At 42.0% G+C, this 22,528-nt stretch carries 11 protein-coding genes; 2 read left to right on the top strand and 9 right to left on the bottom strand.

What is annotated here, in order from left to right:
* Positions 1-20: 20 nt before the first annotated feature.
* From ACQ93I_RS11985 to ACQ93I_RS11975, 3 genes are all read right to left on the bottom strand, one after another.
* Positions 21-1,556 carry a RagB/SusD family nutrient uptake outer membrane protein gene (locus ACQ93I_RS11985; protein WP_431698749.1) on the bottom strand — a complete coding sequence of 512 codons (1,536 nt, stop codon included), beginning with the start codon at positions 1,554-1,556 and terminating at the stop codon, positions 21-23.
* 27 nt (positions 1,557-1,583) lie between these two features.
* Positions 1,584-4,691: a SusC/RagA family TonB-linked outer membrane protein gene (locus ACQ93I_RS11980; RefSeq protein WP_431698748.1), complete on the bottom strand. Its 3,108-nt coding sequence runs from the start codon at positions 4,689-4,691 to the stop codon at positions 1,584-1,586.
* 382 nt (positions 4,692-5,073) lie between these two features.
* Complete coding sequence (locus ACQ93I_RS11975) at positions 5,074-7,860, bottom strand: triple tyrosine motif-containing protein (protein WP_431698747.1); 2,787 nt, start codon at positions 7,858-7,860, stop codon at positions 5,074-5,076.
* 405 nt (positions 7,861-8,265) lie between these two features.
* Here ACQ93I_RS11975 and ACQ93I_RS11970 point away from each other — a divergent pair, with 405 nt between their 5' ends.
* Positions 8,266-11,817 carry a ShlB/FhaC/HecB family hemolysin secretion/activation protein gene (locus ACQ93I_RS11970; protein ID WP_431698746.1) on the top strand — a complete coding sequence of 1,184 codons (3,552 nt, stop codon included), beginning with the start codon at positions 8,266-8,268 and terminating at the stop codon, positions 11,815-11,817.
* A 98-nt stretch (positions 11,818-11,915) separates the two neighbouring features.
* Positions 11,916-12,692 carry an SDR family NAD(P)-dependent oxidoreductase gene (locus ACQ93I_RS11965; protein ID WP_431698745.1) on the top strand — a complete coding sequence of 259 codons (777 nt, stop codon included), beginning with the start codon at positions 11,916-11,918 and terminating at the stop codon, positions 12,690-12,692.
* A gap of 183 nt (positions 12,693-12,875) precedes the next feature.
* On the opposite strand, the gene ACQ93I_RS11960 is transcribed toward ACQ93I_RS11965, so the two are convergent.
* The 6 genes from ACQ93I_RS11960 to ACQ93I_RS11935 all read right to left on the bottom strand — a co-directional run bounded on the left by ACQ93I_RS11960 (position 12,876) and on the right by ACQ93I_RS11935 (position 22,487).
* A complete protein-coding gene (locus ACQ93I_RS11960) occupies positions 12,876-13,442 on the bottom strand; it encodes a YSC84-related protein (protein ID WP_431698744.1) in 567 nt (188 codons plus the stop codon).
* 161 nt (positions 13,443-13,603) lie between these two features.
* The gene (locus tag ACQ93I_RS11955) at positions 13,604-14,905 is read right to left on the bottom strand and encodes a serine hydrolase domain-containing protein (protein WP_431698743.1); all 1,302 of its coding nucleotides are present in this window, start codon (positions 14,903-14,905) and stop codon (positions 13,604-13,606) included.
* An 85-nt stretch (positions 14,906-14,990) separates the two neighbouring features.
* The gene (locus ACQ93I_RS11950) at positions 14,991-16,436 is read right to left on the bottom strand and encodes a cellulase family glycosylhydrolase (RefSeq protein ID WP_431698742.1); all 1,446 of its coding nucleotides are present in this window, start codon (positions 16,434-16,436) and stop codon (positions 14,991-14,993) included.
* Positions 16,437-16,454: 18 nt separating this feature from the next.
* Positions 16,455-17,966 carry an alpha-L-fucosidase gene (locus tag ACQ93I_RS11945; protein WP_431698741.1) on the bottom strand — a complete coding sequence of 504 codons (1,512 nt, stop codon included), beginning with the start codon at positions 17,964-17,966 and terminating at the stop codon, positions 16,455-16,457.
* Positions 17,967-18,058: 92 nt separating this feature from the next.
* Positions 18,059-20,311 (bottom strand): glycoside hydrolase family 3 C-terminal domain-containing protein, encoded by a 2,253-nt coding sequence (locus tag ACQ93I_RS11940; RefSeq protein ID WP_431698740.1) that lies wholly within the window; start codon positions 20,309-20,311, stop codon positions 18,059-18,061.
* A gap of 7 nt (positions 20,312-20,318) precedes the next feature.
* Complete coding sequence (locus ACQ93I_RS11935) at positions 20,319-22,487, bottom strand: glycoside hydrolase family 3 C-terminal domain-containing protein (protein ID WP_431698739.1); 2,169 nt, start codon at positions 22,485-22,487, stop codon at positions 20,319-20,321.
* Positions 22,488-22,528 lie beyond the last annotated feature (41 nt).

The raw sequence follows: 22,528 nt of genomic DNA, 5'->3' as shown, positions 1-22,528 counted from the left end.
TTCATTTGTTATTGAATGACTTACTGATAAGCAGGATCTTGCTCCAATTGAGTATTTGTTAAGTCCTGTAATGGAATAGGAAGTTTATCATGTTTCCCTTCTACATAACCTTTGAATTCCAAATATTGAGCAGCGAGGCCGGCTCTTTGAAGATCAAACCATCTATGTCCTTCTCCTGCAAGTTCAATCCTTCTTTCCCTAAGAATATTCTCGAAAGTAGCAGGTACAGATTCTTCCCCAACTCTATTCCTTACAGCATCCAGTAAAGCCTGTGCACGATTAGCATCTCCTCCACCTCTTACCAAAGCTTCAGCTTCCAGTAAATAAGTGTCTGCTAATCTTATATCATAAAAGTTCTGAGACCAGTTAAGTTCAAAGTTTCCTCCCCCTGTAGAACGATCTTCCTGTTCCCCGGCGAATTTCTTAAGGAAATATCCGGTGTCCTGGTAACTTTCCTCATAGGAAATAACCCCCGCCTGTTCAAGGCTGTCGAGATTACTAATGGTGTACTTATACCTGTTATCATAGCTGCCATCATTGTAAATAAAGGCATCCACAAGTTTTTCTGTAGGAATATTAAAACCCCATCCCGCAATAAAGTCGGGCGCACCCTTACCTTGTTGCAGAATATTGTATCCCCGGGGTGCCGACATTTGGTTTAGCAGGTTACCTTCTGTACAACCAATACAGTCCCAATCTCCCCAATTTGAAGCTGAAGTATGGATCACTTCAAAAATTGATTCCTCATTGAACTGATTCTCATTTTCAAAAAGATCTCCAAAATTTTCAAGCAACTTATAGCCGTACTGATTATTGCCTCCAGGAGTTCCATTTACTTCACTTAACTGCTGGGCAGCTTCTCCAAATTTTTCCAAGTGCAGATATACCTTTCCTAAAAGGGCTTTCCCGGCACCCTGTGTAGCCCTACCGGCTTCGGTTGCTGCATCAATTTGTGTTGGTAGGTTAGGAATTGCTTCAGTTAGATCCTGTTCTATTTGAGCAAAGACCTCTGCACGATCCACCTGCATTGCACTACCTAACTCACTGGCCGCTACAGGCTCAGTAAACAAAGGAATACGTTCGAACAATCTTATCAAATCAAAGTAATAATAAGCTCTAAGAAATTTCATCTCGGCCTCAAACCGGCTTCTCAACTGCTCATCCATTTCAGTATTTGGTAATTTTGAGAGGAGAACATTCGTCCGGTATATTCCCGAATAACTTCTTCTCCATAATTCTTCCTGTGGCCCTGTAGCAGGATCTAGGGTATAATTGGACCAGGCTTGGATGGCCGGAACATCCTGTGAGTTTCCACCCCCGGCATAAAAGTCATCGGAAGCTGCGTTGAGTGCAAATTCTTTTGCAACATAATTCTGACCAACCCAACCTATGGGATCATAAGCTGCAACTAAACCATTATAAGCTTCCTCTGCATTGCGGTAATAGTTTGATTCCAAGCTTTGCCCTCGTGGCTCTACTTCTAAGAAATCATCGCTACAGGCAGCCAAAGTAACCGTTGAAACAACGACTGCTATATATTTTATTATTTTTTTCATTGTAGTATTTTTTATAAATATTTCAAATTAAAACCCAATTGAAGCTCCAAGCATAAAGGATCTTGCCTGTGGATAAATACCTCTGTCAATACTCAACACACCCCCTCCAATCTCTGGGTCGAAACCTGTATATTTAGTAAAGGTTAACAGGTTCTCACTCATTACATACACCCTAACTTTTTCAAACCCTACAGTAGAAAGAAGAGAATCGGGTAAATTATACCCTATTTGGGCATTTTTGATTCTGAAATAATCTCCGTCTTCAAGATAAAAATCTGATGGATTACTATAGTTGTTATTAGGGTCATCATTTGTCATGCGTGGATGAGAATTGGAAGTACCAGGTCCGGTCCATCTTTCCATAGCTTTCGCAGGATAATTTGCATTTGCGATATCTAAACGGCGAAGACCTTGAAATATCTGGTTTCCAGCAACACCCTGACCAAAAATTGTAAAATCAAAATCTTTATAGTAACCACTAACGGTAATTCCATAGGACCAGTCTGGAGTTGGATCACCAATAAACACACGATCTTCTTCCCCTATAGCTCCACTTCCGTCACTATCCTGCCACTTAAAATCTCCTGGTACAGCATTGGGTTGTATAAGATCTCCATTGGCATTGGTATAATTGTTTATTTCTTCCTGGGTCTGAAAAACCCCAAGAGTTTTAAAACCATAAAATGAATTTACTGCCTGCCCAACCGCAGTCCTGGTTATAGGAAAAGTACTGGACTGGAAAGCAACTCCTCCATCAAGGTATTCCTGACCCTCACCCAAATATGTTACCTCATTATGTAGATAAGATCCGTTGGCATTTAATGAAAAACCATAGTCATCTTTATTCATGGAATAGCCGAAATTTACTTCTACCCCTGTGTTTTCCATATCTCCCACGTTTCTAGCAGGATTACCAATTACCCCTGCGAATGCAGGTATCCTTGGGTACAGCAAAATATCTGTAGTTTCTTTCTTGTACCAATCTACTTCAAGAGAAAATCCATTAAAGAACCGAGATTCAAAACCGATGTTTAGTTGGCTAGTTTCTTCCCACTTTAGATCGGGATTGGCCGGTGCATCGGGGCTGTACCCTACATCATAACTCCCAAGCTGATCGCCAAATGCATAATTTCTACCTGAACTAATAGTTGACAGGTAAGCAAGATCTCCTACATTGTCATTTCCCACAATTCCATAACTTCCTCTCAACTTAAAAAATCCAACAGGATTTTCACCTCCCCAAAAATCTTCTCTGGAAACAACCCATCCTATAGATCCAGATGGGAATATACCGTATTTATTATTTGCTCCAAATCTGGAAGAACCGTCTCTCCGAATTATTCCACTGAAGAGGTACTTCTCAGCATAATTGTAGTTGAGTCTTGCAAAAAGAGAAGAAACTTTATGAGGCACATTTTCATAACCGTTTGAAACAACATCATCCTCAGGTACATCAAAATTTAATGATGCGTCATCAAAATTGTCTACCGGAATGCCAAATTTAGTTACACTTAAACCTTCAGCCTCATTTTCCTTATAGGCTCCCTGACCTAATAGTATTGTGAAATTATGTTGTTCAATTTCATCTGAATATGATACAGTGTTCTCCAGGTTATAATCGAGTTTGTTATTGCTGCCCCTGGAGTAAGAAGTTTTTGCGGTACTAAAAGAGGCATTTAGGTAATTAATTGGGGTGAAAGATTCATCGCCCCAGTATGAAAGTTTGACTCCAAGATTTGAACGAAAAACTAAGCCTTCAATGGGCTCTGCTTCTAAAAAAGCATTTCCTACAAAGTTATCACTATAACCAAAGTTGCCCAAACGAGTTTGAATATATGCGAGTGGATTTATTATCTCCTGAGCTACCTGTTGAGAAATACCATAAGGATTTCCATTTGCATCTCTTAGAAAAGGTAGATCCTGGTTGTAAGGAAATTGTGACAACCTTTCGGGATCGGTCACTACAACAGGTGTAAGAGGATCTAAATTTATAGCAGAACTTAAAGGACCTCCATATTCACTGTTAGTATTTCCTATCCCTACACTTTTGATTCTTGAATATCCAAAATTCTCTCCAAAAGTTAACCAGGGAGTAATATCATGCGTAGAGTTTAATCTAAGATTCGTACGCTCATAACTGGAAATATCGGTGGCTACGATCCCTTCCTCTTCCAAATAACCAAAAGAAAAATAAAAAGTGGATGTTTCATTTCCTCCGCTAATGCTGAGTTCATGATTTTGGCGAAAAGCCGAATCATTAAAAATAACATCCTGCCAGTCCGTTCCCTGTCCCAAGGTACTAAGATCGTTAAAAACAATACCTTCTCCATCATTGACACTGGCTTCGTTCCGCAAAGCTGCATATTGGGTAGCATTAGTCATGTCTATGCGTTCGGCCGGTTCAGAAACACCTAAATAGGTGTTATAATTAACACGAATTTTACCCTCCTTACCAGATTTTGTAGTGATGAGAATAACCCCACTGGCTGCCCTTGCTCCATAAATAGCCTGAGATGCAGCATCTTTTAAAACCTCTATAGACGCAATATCTGATTGATTTAAATATCCTATTCCACCATCATCGACAACTACACCGTCAACTATCCATAGCGGATTGTTGTTATTAAGGGTAGTTATTCCCCGCACTCGAATGGTAGCTCCTGAGCCAGGTTGCCCACTAGCCGCAGCTACTGTTAATCCTGAAGTACGACCCTGCAAAGCCTCACCTACAGTATTTATAGGCATCGATTCAAGATCTGAAGCATTCACGCTAGAAATTGCGCCGGTGACTACACTCCTCTTTTGTGTACCATAACCCACTACCACAACTTCATCCAGCGACGCAGTATCTGGTGCAAGAGTGATTGCTAGATCTTGTTGATCGTCTACTACAGTTTCAATAGTCTCATATCCTATATAGGAGAATACAAGAACGTCACCCGGTGCTGCCTCTATTGCAAACTTGCCGTCAAAATCGGTAAGAGTTCCGGTTGTTGTGCCTTTAATAATGACATTGGCTCCCGGTAAGGGAATACCATCACCATCTACTACGGTACCGGTTATTTGCTTCGTTTGAGCTAAAGCTGTGCTCATGACGAATAAAAATAACATCATTAAATAGTTCTTAATTTTCATTGACTTTTTGATTTAGTTATTAGTCTAAAAATTTTAAGTAACATTCAATTCGTAAAAATGTCATTCATAATCGAAATCGTTTGCGATTTACTATAATACAAATCACTACGGTCGGCAATTATGGAAAAGACAAAATCTCCGATGATTGCTGTTAAAATCATGTTACTAATTTATCAAGTAAAAGAGAAGACAGCGCAAACGTCGCCTTTACAAAAAACCTACAGTGGAAAAAAAGTCTTATGTATAGATAGGAAAACATCCCCTACAATCATGGATTATACCGGGAAAGCCTAAAAATATAGGGGCATGGAAAAAGGCAGAAAATCAAAGCGTTCTTTAAAATGTAGAGGTGTTGTAGAGGTTATTAGAGGTCTTGTTAAGGCTATAAATTCATAATATAGTCTGTTAAATTCGCCTCGCGCGGCAAATTCATCTTCTTCCTCAAACGATATCGCTTAATCTCCACACTCTTTACTGAAATATTAACCAGGGGTGCAATTTCTTTAGAAGAAAGATTTAATCGCAAATAAGCACAAAGGCGAAGGTCATTGGAGGTTAGCTCGGGGTGCTTGTTTTTAATCTTATCAAAAAATTCTTTATCTGCATTTTTAAAGGCTTCCTTGAACATCTTCCAGTTGTCTTCTTCCCTCAACTCCCGATCAATTGTTCTTATCACCTTTTTCACTTGTGGATTGTCGGCTTCCTTAAGATCGGCTTTTAGAGTGGAAAGAAGTTCATTCTTCTTTATAATAGACATGGTAGAAGCTGCCAGCTGACTATTCTTTTCCTGCATGTCCTTTTCTAAATGCTCTTTTTGAAGCCTAATGATCTCCTGTTCTGCTTCAAGGTTCTTTAACTTGAGGTTCCTCTCCCTTTCCTCTATGATCTTTTTATGTCGCCGGTTATAAGTGTAATGAATCACCACCAGCCCAAGAATAAATAGTAACAGGTAAACCACAACGGCTAAATTGCTGTAATACCAGGGTTTCGCAATAGTGAATTTATAACTCAGGGTTTTAGTATCCCGATCATTTATTCTGCCTTTTACCTCAAAGGTGTAGCTCCCTGCCGGGAGATTTTCAAAACTGGCAATACCAGTTTGGTCCCACTGTGACCAGGCAGAGGAATAATTTAGAAGCCGATAACTGTATTCGGCTCTGGATAAGCTCTGGTACGCCGGAATGCTGTAGACAAACTGAATGTTATTTATCTCGCTGTCCAGTTCCAGTTTACTTTCCCCCAACTGCTGGTATGTGAAATTCTCTCTTTTGGAAGACGTGCTAACCGCATTGAGCATGAGCTCTCCCGATGGTATGTTGTCAACAGGCAGGGAAAATTCTATGTAACCTCCGTTAGATCCTACCAGGTAGCGGTTTTCACCTATCAATGAAATATTTTCAAACCCCTTGGTAATAATCCGGTTTTCTAATGGCAGGGGAACTTTTTGGGCAACAAGTTTTTGTTCAAAAGGATCCCTATTTACGTAATACAGGTTGTCTTCTCCAAAAGTCCACCAGCTACCGTCATCGAGTACCCGGGAAGCTCCACTTATTCTGTTGGTTTTACTACTAAGTCTATTAAGATCGTTTTCTGCAGTAAATTCATTCAAATCACTTTTATACTTATAAACCGAATCTTCTGTAGCATAGTAAATTTGGTTTTCAAACCTGAAAATTTGAGGTCCGAGACCTGATTTTCCTGAGATCCCAAAATTTTCCATAGCCTCAACTTCCGAATAAGTTTCACTAAGATTCACGCGGAAAACCCCTCTGTGAAAATGGCTCATCCACAAGATGGAATCGTTCTCTATTATCATGTGCTGCACAGAAAGGTCAAAGTCATCTAAATAATCTGCTTCTTCATTTGGAGCACCATCTTCAAAATAACTTAAGCCATTGTAATGCCCCTGAATAATTCCTGCACCAATTTCTCCCATGGTCCAGGTTCCAAGCCCGTCCCATATGTGTATTGCCTTTGTTCCTTCAATTCTGAAAGTTCCCCGGTCATGGCCTGCATAAAGTTGACCCTCCAGATAATTTAAGCTCCATACCTGCCCTGTTGTACCCGGGATTAACTGATATGCTTCATTAGATTTAGCATCCTTATAATACAACCCCTGATTGGTTCCCAGGTACATGATACCATCAACTTCCACGCTGCAATAGACAGTACCGATCTTTCCAAAAGTATCAACGAAAATCCGGAAAGGACTCTGTTTATTAATTACTGCAATCCCGTTATCCAATCCGCCCCAAACATTACCTTCTTCATCCTCCATAACAGCCAGCATGGTATTATTCAGCAGAGAAGGTTGAGACAAGTGATATTCCAACTTTCCTTCAAGATTGAGAATGTACAGTCCATCGCCAATGCTACCCAGAGCTAAAGAGCCATCCTGGAGGTAGAGCGCTGAAAAGAAACTCTCAGAAATGGGATAACCTTCTACCGGAAAGGATTCCCAGGAATTATCAGAAATAGTAAATAGCCCATCATCACGCGTTACTGCAAGAATTTTGTCGCCAGCGTATGGAAACAGGGCAATAATGGGTTTGTTCTTGATCGTTTCATTGTCTACTAAATTCCTACCAACTCCATCTTCAACAACAAAAAGACCTTTTTCGGCAACCTGGTAATATATTTTATCCTGCACCTTAAAAAGGTTGGAAATATTATCTTCGGTAACTATGCTCATTACCTTTCCAGTTTCCTTGTTGAAGCTGTACAGGCGTTGGTGACTTTGAAAAATCACATGACTCCCAACTTCTTTTATATCCCAAAACTGTTCACCATCTATCAATTCCCCACCAACAGCGTCTTTAAGAGAGTAGTACTTAAGCCTTCCGTTTTCCTGCTGTTGCCAGTATCCAAACTCCATGTAAGCCCCGGTATATATGTTACGAGATGAGGTCAGTACCGAGCGCACAGCTGTCTCTCCGGGAACTTTGTATAAGTTCCAGTGCTCTCCGTCAAACTGAAGTAATCCGACGTTGTTGGCAACATATATCTTTTTATCTGGCCCCTGGGAGATCATCCAGTTTTGGTTCCCGCCACCATATTCCCCTGGCGAATAATTGGTGACAGGTGGTAATTCCTGGCCCTTTACCATCAGGCTCAAAAAAAGGAGGATCAGGAGATGGAAATTAGTTTTCACAAGAAGTCGGGGGTTCATTCAAACAAATATAACCGCATTTTGTGTCTAAGGAAATTTTTAGAGAGCATTTTGAAAAGCTCTACATCGCCCTCTACAGTTTTAATCGGAAAGACGTTGTTATGTCTCTTCCTCACTTTAATTAAGTTCTTACTGTTCCTGTAAATCAACTCTTCCTATAGAAAAAGTGAGTTAAAAAATGTGAGTTGAATTTGTCATTTTTGAGACCTGAAGGTTAAGAATTCTTTTTGTAAAAGCCTCTCCATCTGTTATAAAGGGGTTAAATATCAACAGAATGGGCAGATTTTTTTCGAAATTGAAGCTTTAGGTGAACTACTGCCCTTATTTTAAAACAGAATTCGTAAACCCATAATTTTCATGACCCATAAATTGGCATCTCCTCATCTCTTTTTGAGATTGCTTTGCATGTATACTTTCCTTTTGGTTTTTTGTTCATTTTCTGCTCTTGCACAGGAACAAAAACCCGATACCGCGGCTGTAAGCCGGGTTTTTTATATATTATCTAACACAGGGCCCGGTGCAAAAATGACTGCGCTACCACTATTTGAAAATGTGGTAAAGGCCTCTAAAAATGATGTTTCGGCGTCAATTCTTCTTCCCGGAAATATCACTCCTTCAAATGGATTCCCAAAAGCGGAGCAAAAAAGACAGGAGACCAAAGAATTTCTTCGGAAGAACCTCCTGGAACCGCTCGATAATTTCAACGGAAATATCATTTTTACACCGGGAATAAATGAGTGGGCACCAGGGTCACCACAAAGCCTTGATGACCTGGAAAGTTTCTTGCAGGACAATAGCAACGGGAAGTTTCTGCCCAATGATGGTTGCCCAGTAGAAGACCTAGAAATTAATGATGAAGCAGCCTTAATAACCGTAGATTCACAATGGTACCTGCAAGACTGGGACCGCAGTAGTGATTACAATGTAGAGTGTGACATACGCACTAAAGAACGGTTCTTCACAGAGGTAAAAGATGCCTTAAAAGACAATTTTGGAAAGGTAAAGATCGTCGCAGTCCATCATCCCGTACTCACCGCCTCAACACCCGGTGCTTTCAACAGGATTTTCCCTTTTTCCCGGCAGGATTTTCAAAATCCGCTTTACCGTGAATTCAGGAAAAGGCTGGAAACCCTTGCCAGCCAATTTGACGATGTCATTTTTGTTTCGGGAAACGATGCCAACCTTCAGTATTTGCACAACGGCAGGAATCCGCAAATCATTAGTGCCACTGCTGCCACTACAGCACCTGCAAAAACTACCGGAGATGCTCTTTTTACTTCAGAAGAACCCGGATACGCCAAACTCACAGTATTCAAAAATGGCAGTTCTAGAGTAGATTTTTTCAGCGTGAAACCTTCAGGGGAAGAATTGCTTTTCAGTAAAAAAATTCCGCAGGAAAGAAATACAAAGATAGAATTGGAAGGGGCAGCGTGGAAAAACCTGGGAGACACGCATTCGGCTTCCATTTATACTTCCGAAGAAACCCAAAAAAGCAGCTTTTACAGGTTCCTTTGGGGAGATCGTTACCGCAATGTTTACAACACCAAAATTGAAGTTCCGGTCTTGCTGCTGGACACGGTTTATGGCGGACTCACCCCAATAAAAGAAGGCGGCGGGCAGCAGTCACGCTCTATCAGGTTTATTAATGAAGATGACAATGAATACACCTTACGGGCGCTTAGAAAGAGCGCGTCCCGCTACATACAGGCCGATTTGGCGCCCACTACTTTTATTGGCGACCGGGTAGATAATACCTATCCGTATCGCCTGGTTCTCGATTATTTTACCACTTCGCAGCCTTACGCAAAATTTGCGCTCGATAATTTTGCTGATGCTCTTGACCTGCCGCACATAAAACCACAAATATATTACGTGCCACGCCAACCTGCTCTGGAGATTCACAACGATGAATACGGCAATGAACTTTACGAGCTACAGGCACATGCGGGCAGTGAGAACAAATCTTTTGCGCAATTTGAGAAACCACAGGATATTTTAAGCAGCTTTGACCTTCTGGAAGAACTTCGGGAAGACCCGCAGGCCAGCGTTGATCAACACGAGTACCTCAAGGCCCGGCTCTTTGATATGTTGATTGGCGATTGGGACCGCCACCAGGACAACTGGCGCTGGGCCGAATATGAAGATGAAACCGGAAAAATTTATACGCCTATTCCACGGGACCGCGACCAGGCTTTTTCGAAATACGACGGGCCACTCATCCGGTTGATAAAACTGGCGGAATCAAGGCTTAGAAAAATGCAGACCTATGATGAAGATATTGACAGTATTAAATGGTTCAACTGGTCTGGCTATCCCTTAGATCTCCAGATACTTTACCAAACTAACTGGGAAAAATGGGAAGAGCAGGTTAGGCTGATTCAAAATGCTATAACCGATGAAGAAATTGAAAATGCTTTTGCTGAATTACCTGCGGAAGCACAAGACCAAACCATTGAAGAAATTAAACATAACCTGAAGGGTCGCAGGGAAAACCTGATGCGCATTGCCCGCGATTATTATGAACACATCCAGGAGTTTAAGATCATAACAGGTACAGACGAAGATGAAGCCTTTGAGATTATAAGGAAAAACAACGGCGAGACAGAAATTATCCAGAAGAGCGAAGGTGAAGAGATCTTTAGACACACCTATACTTCAGGCGAAACTAAAGACATCTGGATCTACGGAATGGCGGGTGACGACAGCTTTACCACTTCAGGAACCGGAGATGACCTCATAAACATCAAGGTGCTGGGTGGCCCGGGCAAAGACACTTACAACTTTCAGAATAACAAAAAAATAAAGCTCTACGACTTTAAAAGTTCCAAAAATGACATTTTACAACCCGGCTCCCGAAAGCTCCTGGTCGATTCTTACAAGATCAACAACTTCAACTATAAAAAATTCAAGTACAGCATTTTTAGAGCTTTACCCTATGTAAATTTTGAATCTGATGCAGGATTTACCCTCGGCGCCAAAGCCATCTGGACAAAATATGGACTGGTAAATAATCCTTTTCAGGCCCGGCACGAACTCCTCGCCAACTACTATTTTAACAGCAATGGCTTTGCCGTAAGCTATAATGGTGAGTTTGCGCACCTGCTTTACAACTGGAATTTTGGTCTTACCGCCCGTTATACCAGCCCCAACTACGAAATGAATTATTTTGGCTCCGGGAGTGAGACTTTTTACGATAAAGATGAAGTTGACAGGGACTACAACCGGCTGAAGATCCAAAAATGGCATTTTTCACCTGCACTTATTTGGCGTAATGACACAGGCAGCATATTTGACGTGAGAACCATGCTTGAATCTTACAAAGTGGAATATGAAGCTTCATCATACCTCGGAGAAATATTAGCTCCCAAAAATGACATTTTTGACCAGCAATTTTACGCAGGTGCCGAAGCCAATTACCGGTTCTACAGCAAAAACACCAGGGCCTTTCCAAGTATGGGATCCGATTTACGTCTTACTACTGGCTATAAAAAAAGCATAGATGAGGCGAAAAATGAGTTTGGTTATGTTAAACCTTCGGTTTCCTTTAATTATCCCATAAGTGCAAATGGCTATATGGTATTTGCCACAAAACTGGGAGGCCAGGTAAATTTTGGTGAAGATTACGAGATCTATCACGCTGCCACAATAGGTGGTAATCACAGCCTGCGTGGATATCGCAATCACCGTTTTAATGGAAAAGAGGCCTTTTATCACAGTACCGATGTGCGATCTGCTTTGGGCGTATGGGAAAATAAATTTATCCCCTTTGTTTATGGAGTGACGGCAGGCTTTGATTATGGAAGGGTGTGGATACCAGGAGAAGATTCCCAACAATGGCATAGCAACTACGGAGGCTCTGTGTGGATAAGTGCCGGCCTTGCGGTGACGGGAAATATTGGCCTTTACCACGGTGGCGACGGCAATCGCTTGAGCGTGATGCTCAACTTTAAATATTAGCTCCAAAGCCGGTATCACAATTATCTTTTTGTTAACTGCGGCTTATAAATTTCCTTATTAGCTTGATAAGCTATTAAAAATAAACTAAAACTGAAGATATGGGAAAACTAGAAGGAAGAGTTGCAGTCATTACCGGCTCCGATTCAGGAATTGGTAAGGCTACGGCTATTGAATTTGCAAAAGAGGGAGCAGATGTAGTGATCACCTATCATTCTGATGAAAAGGGAGCTAAAGATACCCTTCAAAAAGTGGAGGAAACAGGGAGGAAAGGTTTGCTACTACAGGTAGATATTTCTGAAGAAAAAAATGTGGAAGAAATGTTGGACCGGGCCATAGAAAAATTCGGAAAGCTGCATATTCTTATGAACAATGCCGCGATTGACGGGCAGGGTTTTAAAGTAGCCGAAATGCCTACCGAAAATTTTGACAAGGCTATTAAAATCAACCTTTACGGGACCTTCTTTTGCACCCGAAGGTTTATAAAAGAACTTCGGAAGCAGGGAACAAAAGGAAAAATTATCAATGTGAGTTCGGTTCACGAGGAAATTCCGGCTCCCGGAACCGCCGAATACTGTGCTTCTAAAGGAGCTGTACGCAACTTTAGCCGCGTGCTGGCACTGGAGCTGGCCGAAGAGGGTATTAATGTTAACAACATAGCTCCCGGAATGATCCTTACTCCAATGAATCAGGAAGCCATAGATGACGAAGAGACGCGCAAGGAACAAGTGGCGCATATTCCCATGAAACGTGCAGGAAAACCTTCAGAAATAGCAAAACTCGCAGTCTTCCTTGCCTCTTCAGATTCAGATTATGTTACCGGCTCTACTTATGTAATGGACGGCGGACTTATGCAAAATGTGGGGCAGGGAGCGTGATTTTAGTAGGCAGTGATCAATGTTCAGTCTTCGGTGGGCAGTCATTCAGTTTTGAACAGACCTATTTTGTGTTTCTGCTTCAGAAGAATAGAATACACTAAAACCAATAAACAGTTTCACAAATCGGCATAAAAAAACCGGATCAAAAAAATCCGGTTTTGTAAATGTCATTTTATGGGCCTCTTATTGGGCGCGATAATCAAATTCCTGACCACCTACAGAGATACCTGCCATGGCTCCGGCTTTAGGCATAATTGCTACTCCGGCACCATTTTCGAAAGTAATGGCTCCACCAGCTCCTTCATCCCAGATCACTGCAGATGCACTACCTCCAAATTCGAAGTCTCCTTCTTTAAATTTATTAAGAGCTTCCTGAGTTTCAAAAACTATAAGCTCTCTAAAGGCTTTTCCTCCAAATTGGAATCCTACGTCAATTTGTCTAAGCTCTGTATATCCGGCAACCTGTCCGTTTTCATAAACAATACCGTTTCCTGCTGCCCCACCAAGAATCCAGGCTCCTTTCCCTACATTGGGAAAAATGGCATATCCGGCTGCATCATTGAGCATAGTCTCAAGTTTTGGATTTGCTCTCATAAATGCCATTTTAGCATCCATGGCATCAGATTTTATTACTTCGCGCTTTTCCATGTCCATGATTCTCTCCTGGTCCTGGGCAGTCACCTGTCCAGAGGCAAGAAGTAACATCAGAACTACTAGTCCGCTGTACAATTTGTAAGAAATTCTTTTCATAACTATATTATTTTTTATGGTTATGATCTTAAATTACTGAATTATACTCCCACAGACTGTTAACTGCACGTTATTTCACGAAATCTTAAGGAAAAAATATCGGTTGAAATCGCACTTAAATATGATTTAAAATACTAAAAACCAACTACATAATCAATATCTTAATCAGCAATACTGGACATGGCCATTTGCCTGAACTTCCAGGCGGTCTCATCTTCGGTAGTGCCCTGGGTTTGCTTCATAATGATACCGATGAGATTTTCTTTGGGATCGGCAAAATACTGGGTATTGAAGTAGCCTCCCCAGTCAAAAGTACCCTCACTTCCTAAACCGCCGGTGCGCACCCCTTCTTTGTTGAGAACAGAAAATGCCAGTCCGTAATCTTTATTTTGATCTTTGTAAAGTTCTTTTGCCTGGTCTTCCAGGATAAGCTCTACAGTGGTTCTGCTTAAGATCCTGTTCCCGTTTAGTTCACCACCATTGATATACATCTGGAGGAAACGGGCATAATCTTCTGCTGTACTGGTAAGCCCTGCCCCTCCCGAAAAAAAGCTTTTTGCCCCCTTTACAGGATATTCGGGATCGTAAAATGTTACAGGAAAATTCTGCCATTCTCCATTTACTTTGTGCTGCACACTAACCAGGCGATCGTTCTTATCAGCATCATTGATATAAAACTGGGTATCCTGCATTCCTAGCGGATCAAAAATCCTTTCCTCTAAAAACTTGTCGAAAGGTTGACCTGAAACCTTTTCTATAAAATACCCCAGGACATCAAGGCTTTCCCCGTAATGCCATTCTTCACCGGGAATCGCATAGAGCGGCAAACCTGCAAGCTTTTTCACATTTTGGGCAATGTTTATATCCTTTGTTGTATATAAATCTACCACTCCGGCCTTTGCATATATCTTTTGTATTCTTTCATCGGAATCTATTCTTCCATATCCCAGGCCTGAGGTATGGGTGAGCAGTTGGCGGATAGTGATTTCCTTACCTGCAGGTTTGGTTGTGTAGGTAGTATCTTCCGCATTAAATGTAGTTATGATCTGAGGGTCTTTGAATTCAGGAATATATTTTGAAATGGGATCGTCCAACCTGAATTTTCCTTCTTCCCATAACATCATTACCGCAGTTGAAGTTATTGCCTTTGTTTGCGATGCAATTCTAAAAATGTCATTTTTCTTCAACATTTTGCCCCCGGCATCGGCTTTTCCGAAGTTTTTATGATAAACGATCTGCCCATCTTTTGCTATCAGAACAACAGCGCCCGGAATTTCTTTATCTGAAATTGCTTCAGTGATCATCTTATCAATCTTTTCCAGCCGTTCTTCACTAATCCCTATTTCTTCTTCGGAAGTTTGCTGAACAAGCGTAGAGTTTGAGTGATTTTGAGCTGATACCAGATTGGCAACCAGCAGAAGCGCCAGAATAATCTTTGCCTGAAGTGTAGTCTTTAATAACATTTGGTCAAAATATTTGATGAGAGTAAAAGATTAAAATTAACAATATTATCTCCTTAAAAGCAGATAAGACAGTTTAAAATTCAGGTTATTTTGTGCCCATTAAGGCCTTTAACAGATCGGGATAAAGCACTGCCCCTGTCTCCCTGTCAAAAATGGCAAAACCGAGGTCCTCTTCCTGTCCATTATCCCAATAGATGGGTACCATTCCATGCTCCAGAGCTGCCTGGGTAACGTATTCAATGTAATACTCGCGATATGCCTCATGCCCTTCAACTCCTTCTCTTTTCATAGCCCCGTATTCGCCCATTATGACGCCTACGCCCTTATCTATAAAGTTGTTCTTCATTTTCTGAAACTGGGCATCTACATAAGATTCATTGCCCCAGTCTTCAGATTTGGGTGCGTCTTCTCCCCACTGGTAAACGGTAGTTTCTTCATTTATCGTAAAGTTGTATGGATCGTAGTAATGTACTTCCATAAACAAGCGGTTTTCTACAACGTCTTCAGGGATTACTGCAAAATTTACTGTATGGTCAATATTTGTATTGAAACCCTGCACCACCAGGTGACGGTAGTGATTTCGCCCACCGGTTTCTCTAACCGCATCAACGAAAGTCTGATTAAAGCTGTTTTGAACGGTGTAATATTCCTGGGTAGGAGTGCCGTAATCGTTTCCAAACATCACTTCATTAGTCCCGGCAAAAAGCAGTTTATCATCGTAATCTCTAAATCTTATTGCTATTTGCTGCCACATCTTTTCCAGACGATGGTTAACATAATCCTGCTCTTCATAAGTGGGTTGCATCCAACCGCCATCCCAGTGTATGTTGATAATGGCATACATATCATTGCTTAAAACATAATTTACCACTTCTTCAACGCGATTCATCCAGTTTTCCTGAATTATGAAATTTTCTGCATCCGAAAATTTACTCCAGGCAACGGGAATTCGAACGGCATTAAAGCCGGCAGCTTTGACGGAATCAATCAGCTTTTGGGTTACTATAGGATTTTGCCATGCAGTCTCCCCACCAATGGCTTCAAGCGAGTTCCCAAGGTTCCAGCCAATCCCCATTTCATCTGAAAGCTGCACGCTTCCAATATCTCTCATTCCGGCATTATCAGGTGGAATACTGGCTTCCGCCTCTTCTTCAGGCGCTTCGGCTGCTTCCTGTGTTACCTGCACCTCATCAACAAGGTCTGAATCATTAGCGGTAATGGTCAAAGTTGCAGTCCTGGTTTCGGTTTGCTCATTTGCTTCTGCAGTAACCTGTATATTCATATTTCCTTCAGCAGCAGTTTCAGACAGACTCAACCAATCTGGAATACCTGTTACCGTCCAGCCGATGTTGCTGGTAATTTGCATGCCTTTTGTACCTCCTTCAGCATCAAATTCCATCAAAGCCGGAGTAACCTTCAAAGACGGCTCAACAATAACGGGATCGTTATCATCATCCTGTGAACAGGAAGCAAAACCTGCCATGACAATAAACAGCAGGAATGCCCAGGTTGTAAATTTTGTTCTAAACATGGTTGAAATATTTGGTTGTTATTTTCCCTTTGAAATCTTCACTACAAATGCTTTTTCATTAATCATATTTGCAGGAGTTGTAAGGTGTAAACCTTTCTCATCAAGGTCATACCCGATCTCCCCGCCACCTAAAATTGAAACAGCCTTAATTTGCGGTACATTTTCTCCCAGCACTTCTTCTGAAAAGGATTGTAGGGTCACCTTTTTATTGTTCCCGGGCCAGCCAAGAAAAATTGCATAGATATTATCTCCTTTTTGCGTGTAGCGCACATCCTGGGCAGTGTAATGCAATTTATCAAGGAACATCCCCGATTTTTCCTGCTTTGTAGGGCCTTCTCCATATACGTTCCAGGTGCGTGTACCGTAAATTGCTTCACCATTGGTTTCCAGCCACTGTCCTATTTCCAACAAGATTTCCTGCTGATTCTGCGGAATAATTCCGTTAGCTTTAGGAGAAACGTTCAACATCAAGGCTCCGTTCTTGCTCACGATATCTGCCAACAGATCGATGATCTCATCTGAAGTTTTTAAACCCAGGTCATTCGTATAGCTCCAACTGCCAACAGATACGGTTTCATCTGTAAGCCAGAATTCTTCAGTCTTGTCCTTCATTCTTCCTTTTTCCAGGTCCTCAAGACTCACAGATTTTGGCAGCTCTCCTTCTTTATGTGTGATCACTACCTGCTTGCCCTCTGCTTCGGAATGATTAAAATAATAGGCAACAAACTGCCTTTTTAAAGAGTCTGGTAATTTATTTAGCTTACTGTCAAAGTAAATAAGGTCGGGGCTGTAGTTGTCTATGACTTCCTTAAGTTCCCCGAGCCAGTTCTTATAAAACTGTTCCTTCGGAATGTTACCATACATAATAGACAGCAAAGGATCTTCGGAAGCAGTTGGCAATTCCGGATTGTAGGGGAAGTATGAAGTGTCATCCAGCCATTTTGTTGAATCCTGCTGAAAGATCTGAAGGCTCCTTGCTTTATGAAAGGTGGTAACAAATTTCATGTCACGTTTCTTCAGTGCATTTTCAAGGGCTCCTAAAATGTCCTTTTTGGGACCCATGTCTACTGAGTTCCACGGATTGATCTCACTGTCCCAGTTAGACCAGCCGTCGTGATGAATGGCGACAATTCCGCCGAATTTAGCACCGGCTTTTTTCCATAGGTCAGCCCAGGCATCGGCATCAAATTCTTCAGCTTTAAACATGGGCACGTAATCGTGATACCCAAATTCCGAATGAGGCCCGTAGGTTTCCACATGATGTTTATATTCATTAGTGCCTTCTATGTGCATGTTCCGCGGATACCAGTCGTTGGCATAAGCCGGAACTGAAAGTACGCCCCAGTGCGCATAGATCCCGAACTTAGCATCTTTGAACCATTCTGCAGTCTCGTCGTACTTTGCCAGGGAATCCCAATCGGCAACGTATTGCTCCTCCTGAATTTTCTCCTGGTTTTCCTGCTGCGTATTTCTTCCACATGCCATTAATAACAGCAGAGAGATCACACTTGTAATTCTAATGTATTGCATAGCTTAGTATTTCTTCCGGATAAATCCGGTTGAAGCTTTTAAAGATAAGGTCTCAAAAATGCCATTTTTGAGACCTTATCATAACATTGCTTTTATTGTATTTCAATGACTACTTCCTGCTTCAGGTTTCTTGAAGAATTACCTAACTTAAGAGTATAGGCCCCTGGTTCTACAGTCCATTGTCCGGAGTTCATGTTGTAGTACGCCAAATCCCTGACCGGAACATCAATAGTCACCGTTTTTGTTTCGCCCTTAGCGATCATTTCCTTTTTAAAGCCTTTAAGCTCCTGCGCGGCACGCTCTACTTTAGAATCTGATTTAGAAACATAAAGCTGTACTACTTCCTTTCCATCAAATTCTCCGGTGTTCTTAACATCTACAGAAACCTGGATAGTTTCATCTGCCTTATAGGCTTCTTTTTTGTCAGCCTTTACGTTAGCAAATTCGAAGTCTGTATAGGAAAGTCCGTAGCCAAAAGGATATAGAGGCTCAATGTTTTTAGTATCAAACCAGCGATACCCCACTAAAATTCCTTCATCGTAGGTGGCAACCTCGTCTCCGGGGAAGCTGTTATTGGCATGAGCAGGAGAATCCTTAAGATCTTTAGGCATTGTCCAGGGAAGTTTTCCGGAAGGATTTACTTTTCCAAGAAGCACATCTGCAAGAGCATTACCACCTTCAGAACCATTGAACCAGCTCCACACGAGCGTAGAAGTTTGTTGTTCGATATTTTCAATATCAAAAGGAGCACCGGCGATCATCACTACAATGGTGTTAGGATTTGCCTGCATTACCTTTTCGATCAACTCTTCCTGTCCAAAAGGCAGATCCAAACTTGCACGGTCTGAAGCTTCAGTCTCGTAATCACGGTTAGAACCCGCAAAGATGATGGCAACATCAGAATTTTTAGCAGCATTTACAGCCTCTTCCAACAGTTTTGGGTCAAGTTCATTTATGGTCACAGGACCATCTAAGGTAATATCCCCGAATTTTGCTTTATCTGTTTTAGAATAGCGCTCCAGGTAACCCGGCGCATGAGTGATTTTTATAGATTCTGGCAGCCTGTTCTTAAGCCCTTCCAGCGGAGTTACCTCTAGTTTTGTTTTTACACCGGCTCCAAAACCTCCCAAAGCATTCTTTTTTGTTGCATTGTCTCCAATTACCGTAATGCTCTTTACGCCTTCAAGATTTAAAGGCAGCATATTTTTGTCATTTTTGAGAAGTACTACAGATTCTGAAGCAATGTTGTAAGCATCTTTTAAATGCTGCTCGGTATTTCTACTTCCCTTTGCACGACCTGTTGTGTCAATGCTTTTGATGTTATACATTAATCGTAAAACTCTTCTCACGTGTTTATCTACCTCTTCTTCTGAAAGTTCCCCCGATTTTACTGCTGCAATAAGCGGATCGGCAAAATAGAACTCGTTAAAAGGACCAGGAGTTCCCATCTCTACATCGGCTCCGGCTTTTAAAGCTTTTACTGTGCTGTGAATTGCGGCCCAGTCTGAGATCACAATTCCCTTAAAGCCCCATTCATCCCGTAAGACATCCTGAAGCATATATTCATTTTCATTTAAATAATCTCCACGGAATTTATTATAAGCTCCCATTACAGTATAGGCGTGGGCATCTTTAATTGCGGCTTCAAATGCGGGAAGATAGATCTCTCTAAGAGTACGTTCATCCATTTGAACATCTACAGTCCCACGATTGGTTTCCTGGTTGTTGGCTGCATAGTGTTTCACACTTACTGCCACATCATTCTCCTGTACCCCCACAATGTAAGGCACAGTGATTTGGATATTCAAAAATGGATCTTCAGAAAAATATTCATAAGTACGTCCACCTAGCGGAGTCCTGATGATGTTAAATGCAGGAGCTAATAGCACATCCTTATTCCTGTCTCGCGCCTCTGCGCCAATAACATCCCCAAAAGTGTACGCCAACTGTGGATTCCAGGTAGCCGAAAGACCTGCACCTGCCGGTAAGTAGGTTGCAAAATCGTTATCCCATCCTGCAGGAGCCCATGAATCTCGAGAGATCTCCTCGCGGATACCCAGCGGCCCATCGGCCATGGTTAGCTCGGGGATTCCCAGCCTTGGTACGCCCGAAGTAGCAAACATACTGGTACCGTGAAGCATTCCGGCTTTTTCTTCCAATGTCATTTGAGAGATGAGATTCGTGATCTCCTCTTCGTATTCCATGCTTAGTGGTTTCCCCTCAAAAATGGCATTTTCCTGAGAAGTTTCTGCAAGAGCCAAATCTCCTGCCTCCTTGCTATCATTACATGCCGTGAAGCTTAAAATGCTAAAAATGCTCACTAATGGTATAAATCTGTTTTTCATATGTTTCTTATTTTTGTACAGGTAATTTTTTAGTTTGATAAATTTTATCTGAAGCGCTGCCCACTTCAATTTCTATATTTCCGTTTTCCAGTTGAAATTGTTGTGTTTCAACATTCCAGTACTTTAGATCTTCCGCCTTCAGCAAAATCTCTACTGTTTTTGATTCTCCGGCTTTCAATTTCACTCTTTTAAAACCCTTCAGTTCCTTAATAGGTCTTTCTACTGAAGAATTCAAGTGCTTTACATAAAGCTGCACCACTTCCTCTCCATCCATCTTTCCGGTATTACTGATCTTCACTTTTACGCTTGCAGTTTCACCTTCCCGAAGGATAGTTTTATCTACCGCAAGATTGTCATATGCGAAGCTGGTATAACTTAATCCATGGCCAAAGGCATAGAGTGGTTCACCCTTAAAGTACATATACGTCCTCCCATTCCTGATGTTGTAATCCATCAAATCGGGGAGATCGGTAATGATTTTCACCCAGGTTTGCGTAAGTCTTCCTGCCGGATTATAATCTCCGAAAAGTACATCTGCCAAACCATTTCCCAGCTCCTGACTATTCTGCGCCATATGCACAATTGCCGGAACATTTTTCTGGGTCCAGTTAATAGCATAAGGAAAACTGCTGATCAACACAGCTACAGTGTTAGGATTCGCCTGATGTACGACCTTAATAAGATCTTCGTACTCCAGGTTAAGGGATTGACGATCTACAGATTCCTTGCCCTCACTGGGAACAGGACAATCTGCCCAACCGGCATCACAAACGGGATGATTACCAACGAGGACAATAGCTACATCGGCCTCTTTGGCAATTCTTGCTGCTTTTCCATCGGCATTATTTTCGGCCACAAGAATTTTTACATTTTCTCCCACCTTATTCCTGATTCCTTCCAGCGGAGTAACCCGATAAGGCGGAGTACCGCTGTACCAATCCAGAAGCACCTCATTGGCACGAGGACCAATTATGGCGATTGTCTTTATTTTATTCTTGTTGAGGGGCAAAAGTCCTTTTTCAGGATCATTTTTCAGAAGCACAATGGATTTTTGAGTAGCTTCAAGAGCAAGCTGTTTGTGTGCTTCAGAATTCCACGGCTCTTCGGAATTCTCCTCTGAACCAATTTTTGCGTATGGATTATCTTCGGAAGGATCTAACATTCCAAGTTTGATCATCACCCGGTAATTTCCGCGGAGAACTTCATCCACATCAGATTCTGCGAGATAGTCGTTAGCGATTGCGCCGTAAACAGCTTCGGAATATTCATCTAAAAACTGATTTATTCCGGCTTTTATAGTCGCGGCCGCCCCCAGGTACTTGTCGGGATAATATTTATGATCTGAAAGCAACAATTTAAAAGCGCCACCATCTGTACAAATGATGCCGTTTTGCCCCCATTCTTCAACAGTGATCTCCTTTAGCATTGGGTGAACCATTGCCGGGATACCATTGACTTTGTTATAAGCTGCCATATAAGCTTTGGAACCTCCTTCTAAAATGCCCTTTTTGAAAGGTAAGGCATAATACTCCCTCCACAACCGCTCATCAAAATCTGATGAAGTATAGGTGCGGCCGTCTTCATTGGAATTAGCCAGGAAATGCTTCATAAGGGAAGCTGTTTGCCAGTATTTGGGATGCTCTCCCTGTAAGCCTTTTACAAAGGCCACAGTTAACTCACCTGCCAAAAATGCGTCTTCGCCATAGCTTTCTTCTGTACGGCCCCAGCGGGGATCCCTTGCCAAATCGGCATTGGGAGCGCGCACCACGAGTCCGCCATGGTTGTATTTCTGAAAAGTATATCGGGCTTCCAGGCCTTCAGCGGCAGCCACTTTTTGGATCAATTCCCTGTCCCAGGTCTCTCCCAGCCCATAGGCCTGCGGAAAAGTTGTAGTGACCTGAACTTCCCGGTTTTTTCCTTCCCAGGCGCCGGGACCTCCAAGTGCAAGTCCGTGAAGGCCTTCGACATGACCGGTACCTTTTACTCCCAGTCGCGGCACTGCCGGATTCGTACTTAGAGCACTTACCTTTTCATCAAGCGTCATGAGAGACAGGAGGTTGTCTATTCGCTCCTCTACACCCAACTCCGGATTTTGGAACGGATATTCAAACACCTGTTGTGCCCACAGCGGAAGGGCTGTGAGCACAAGTAGCATAATGAAACAAATCTTTTTCATTCTTTCAATATTTGGCACCGGAATTTCTCCAGCCAGTCTTT

The sequence above is a fragment of the Salinimicrobium sp. WS361 genome (assembly GCF_050750585.1).
In the GTDB taxonomy this organism is placed as follows: Bacteria; Bacteroidota; Bacteroidia; order Flavobacteriales; family Flavobacteriaceae; genus Salinimicrobium.
Note: the sequence above shows the minus strand (reverse complement) of the source record. Positions and strands in the feature narration are given on the sequence as shown.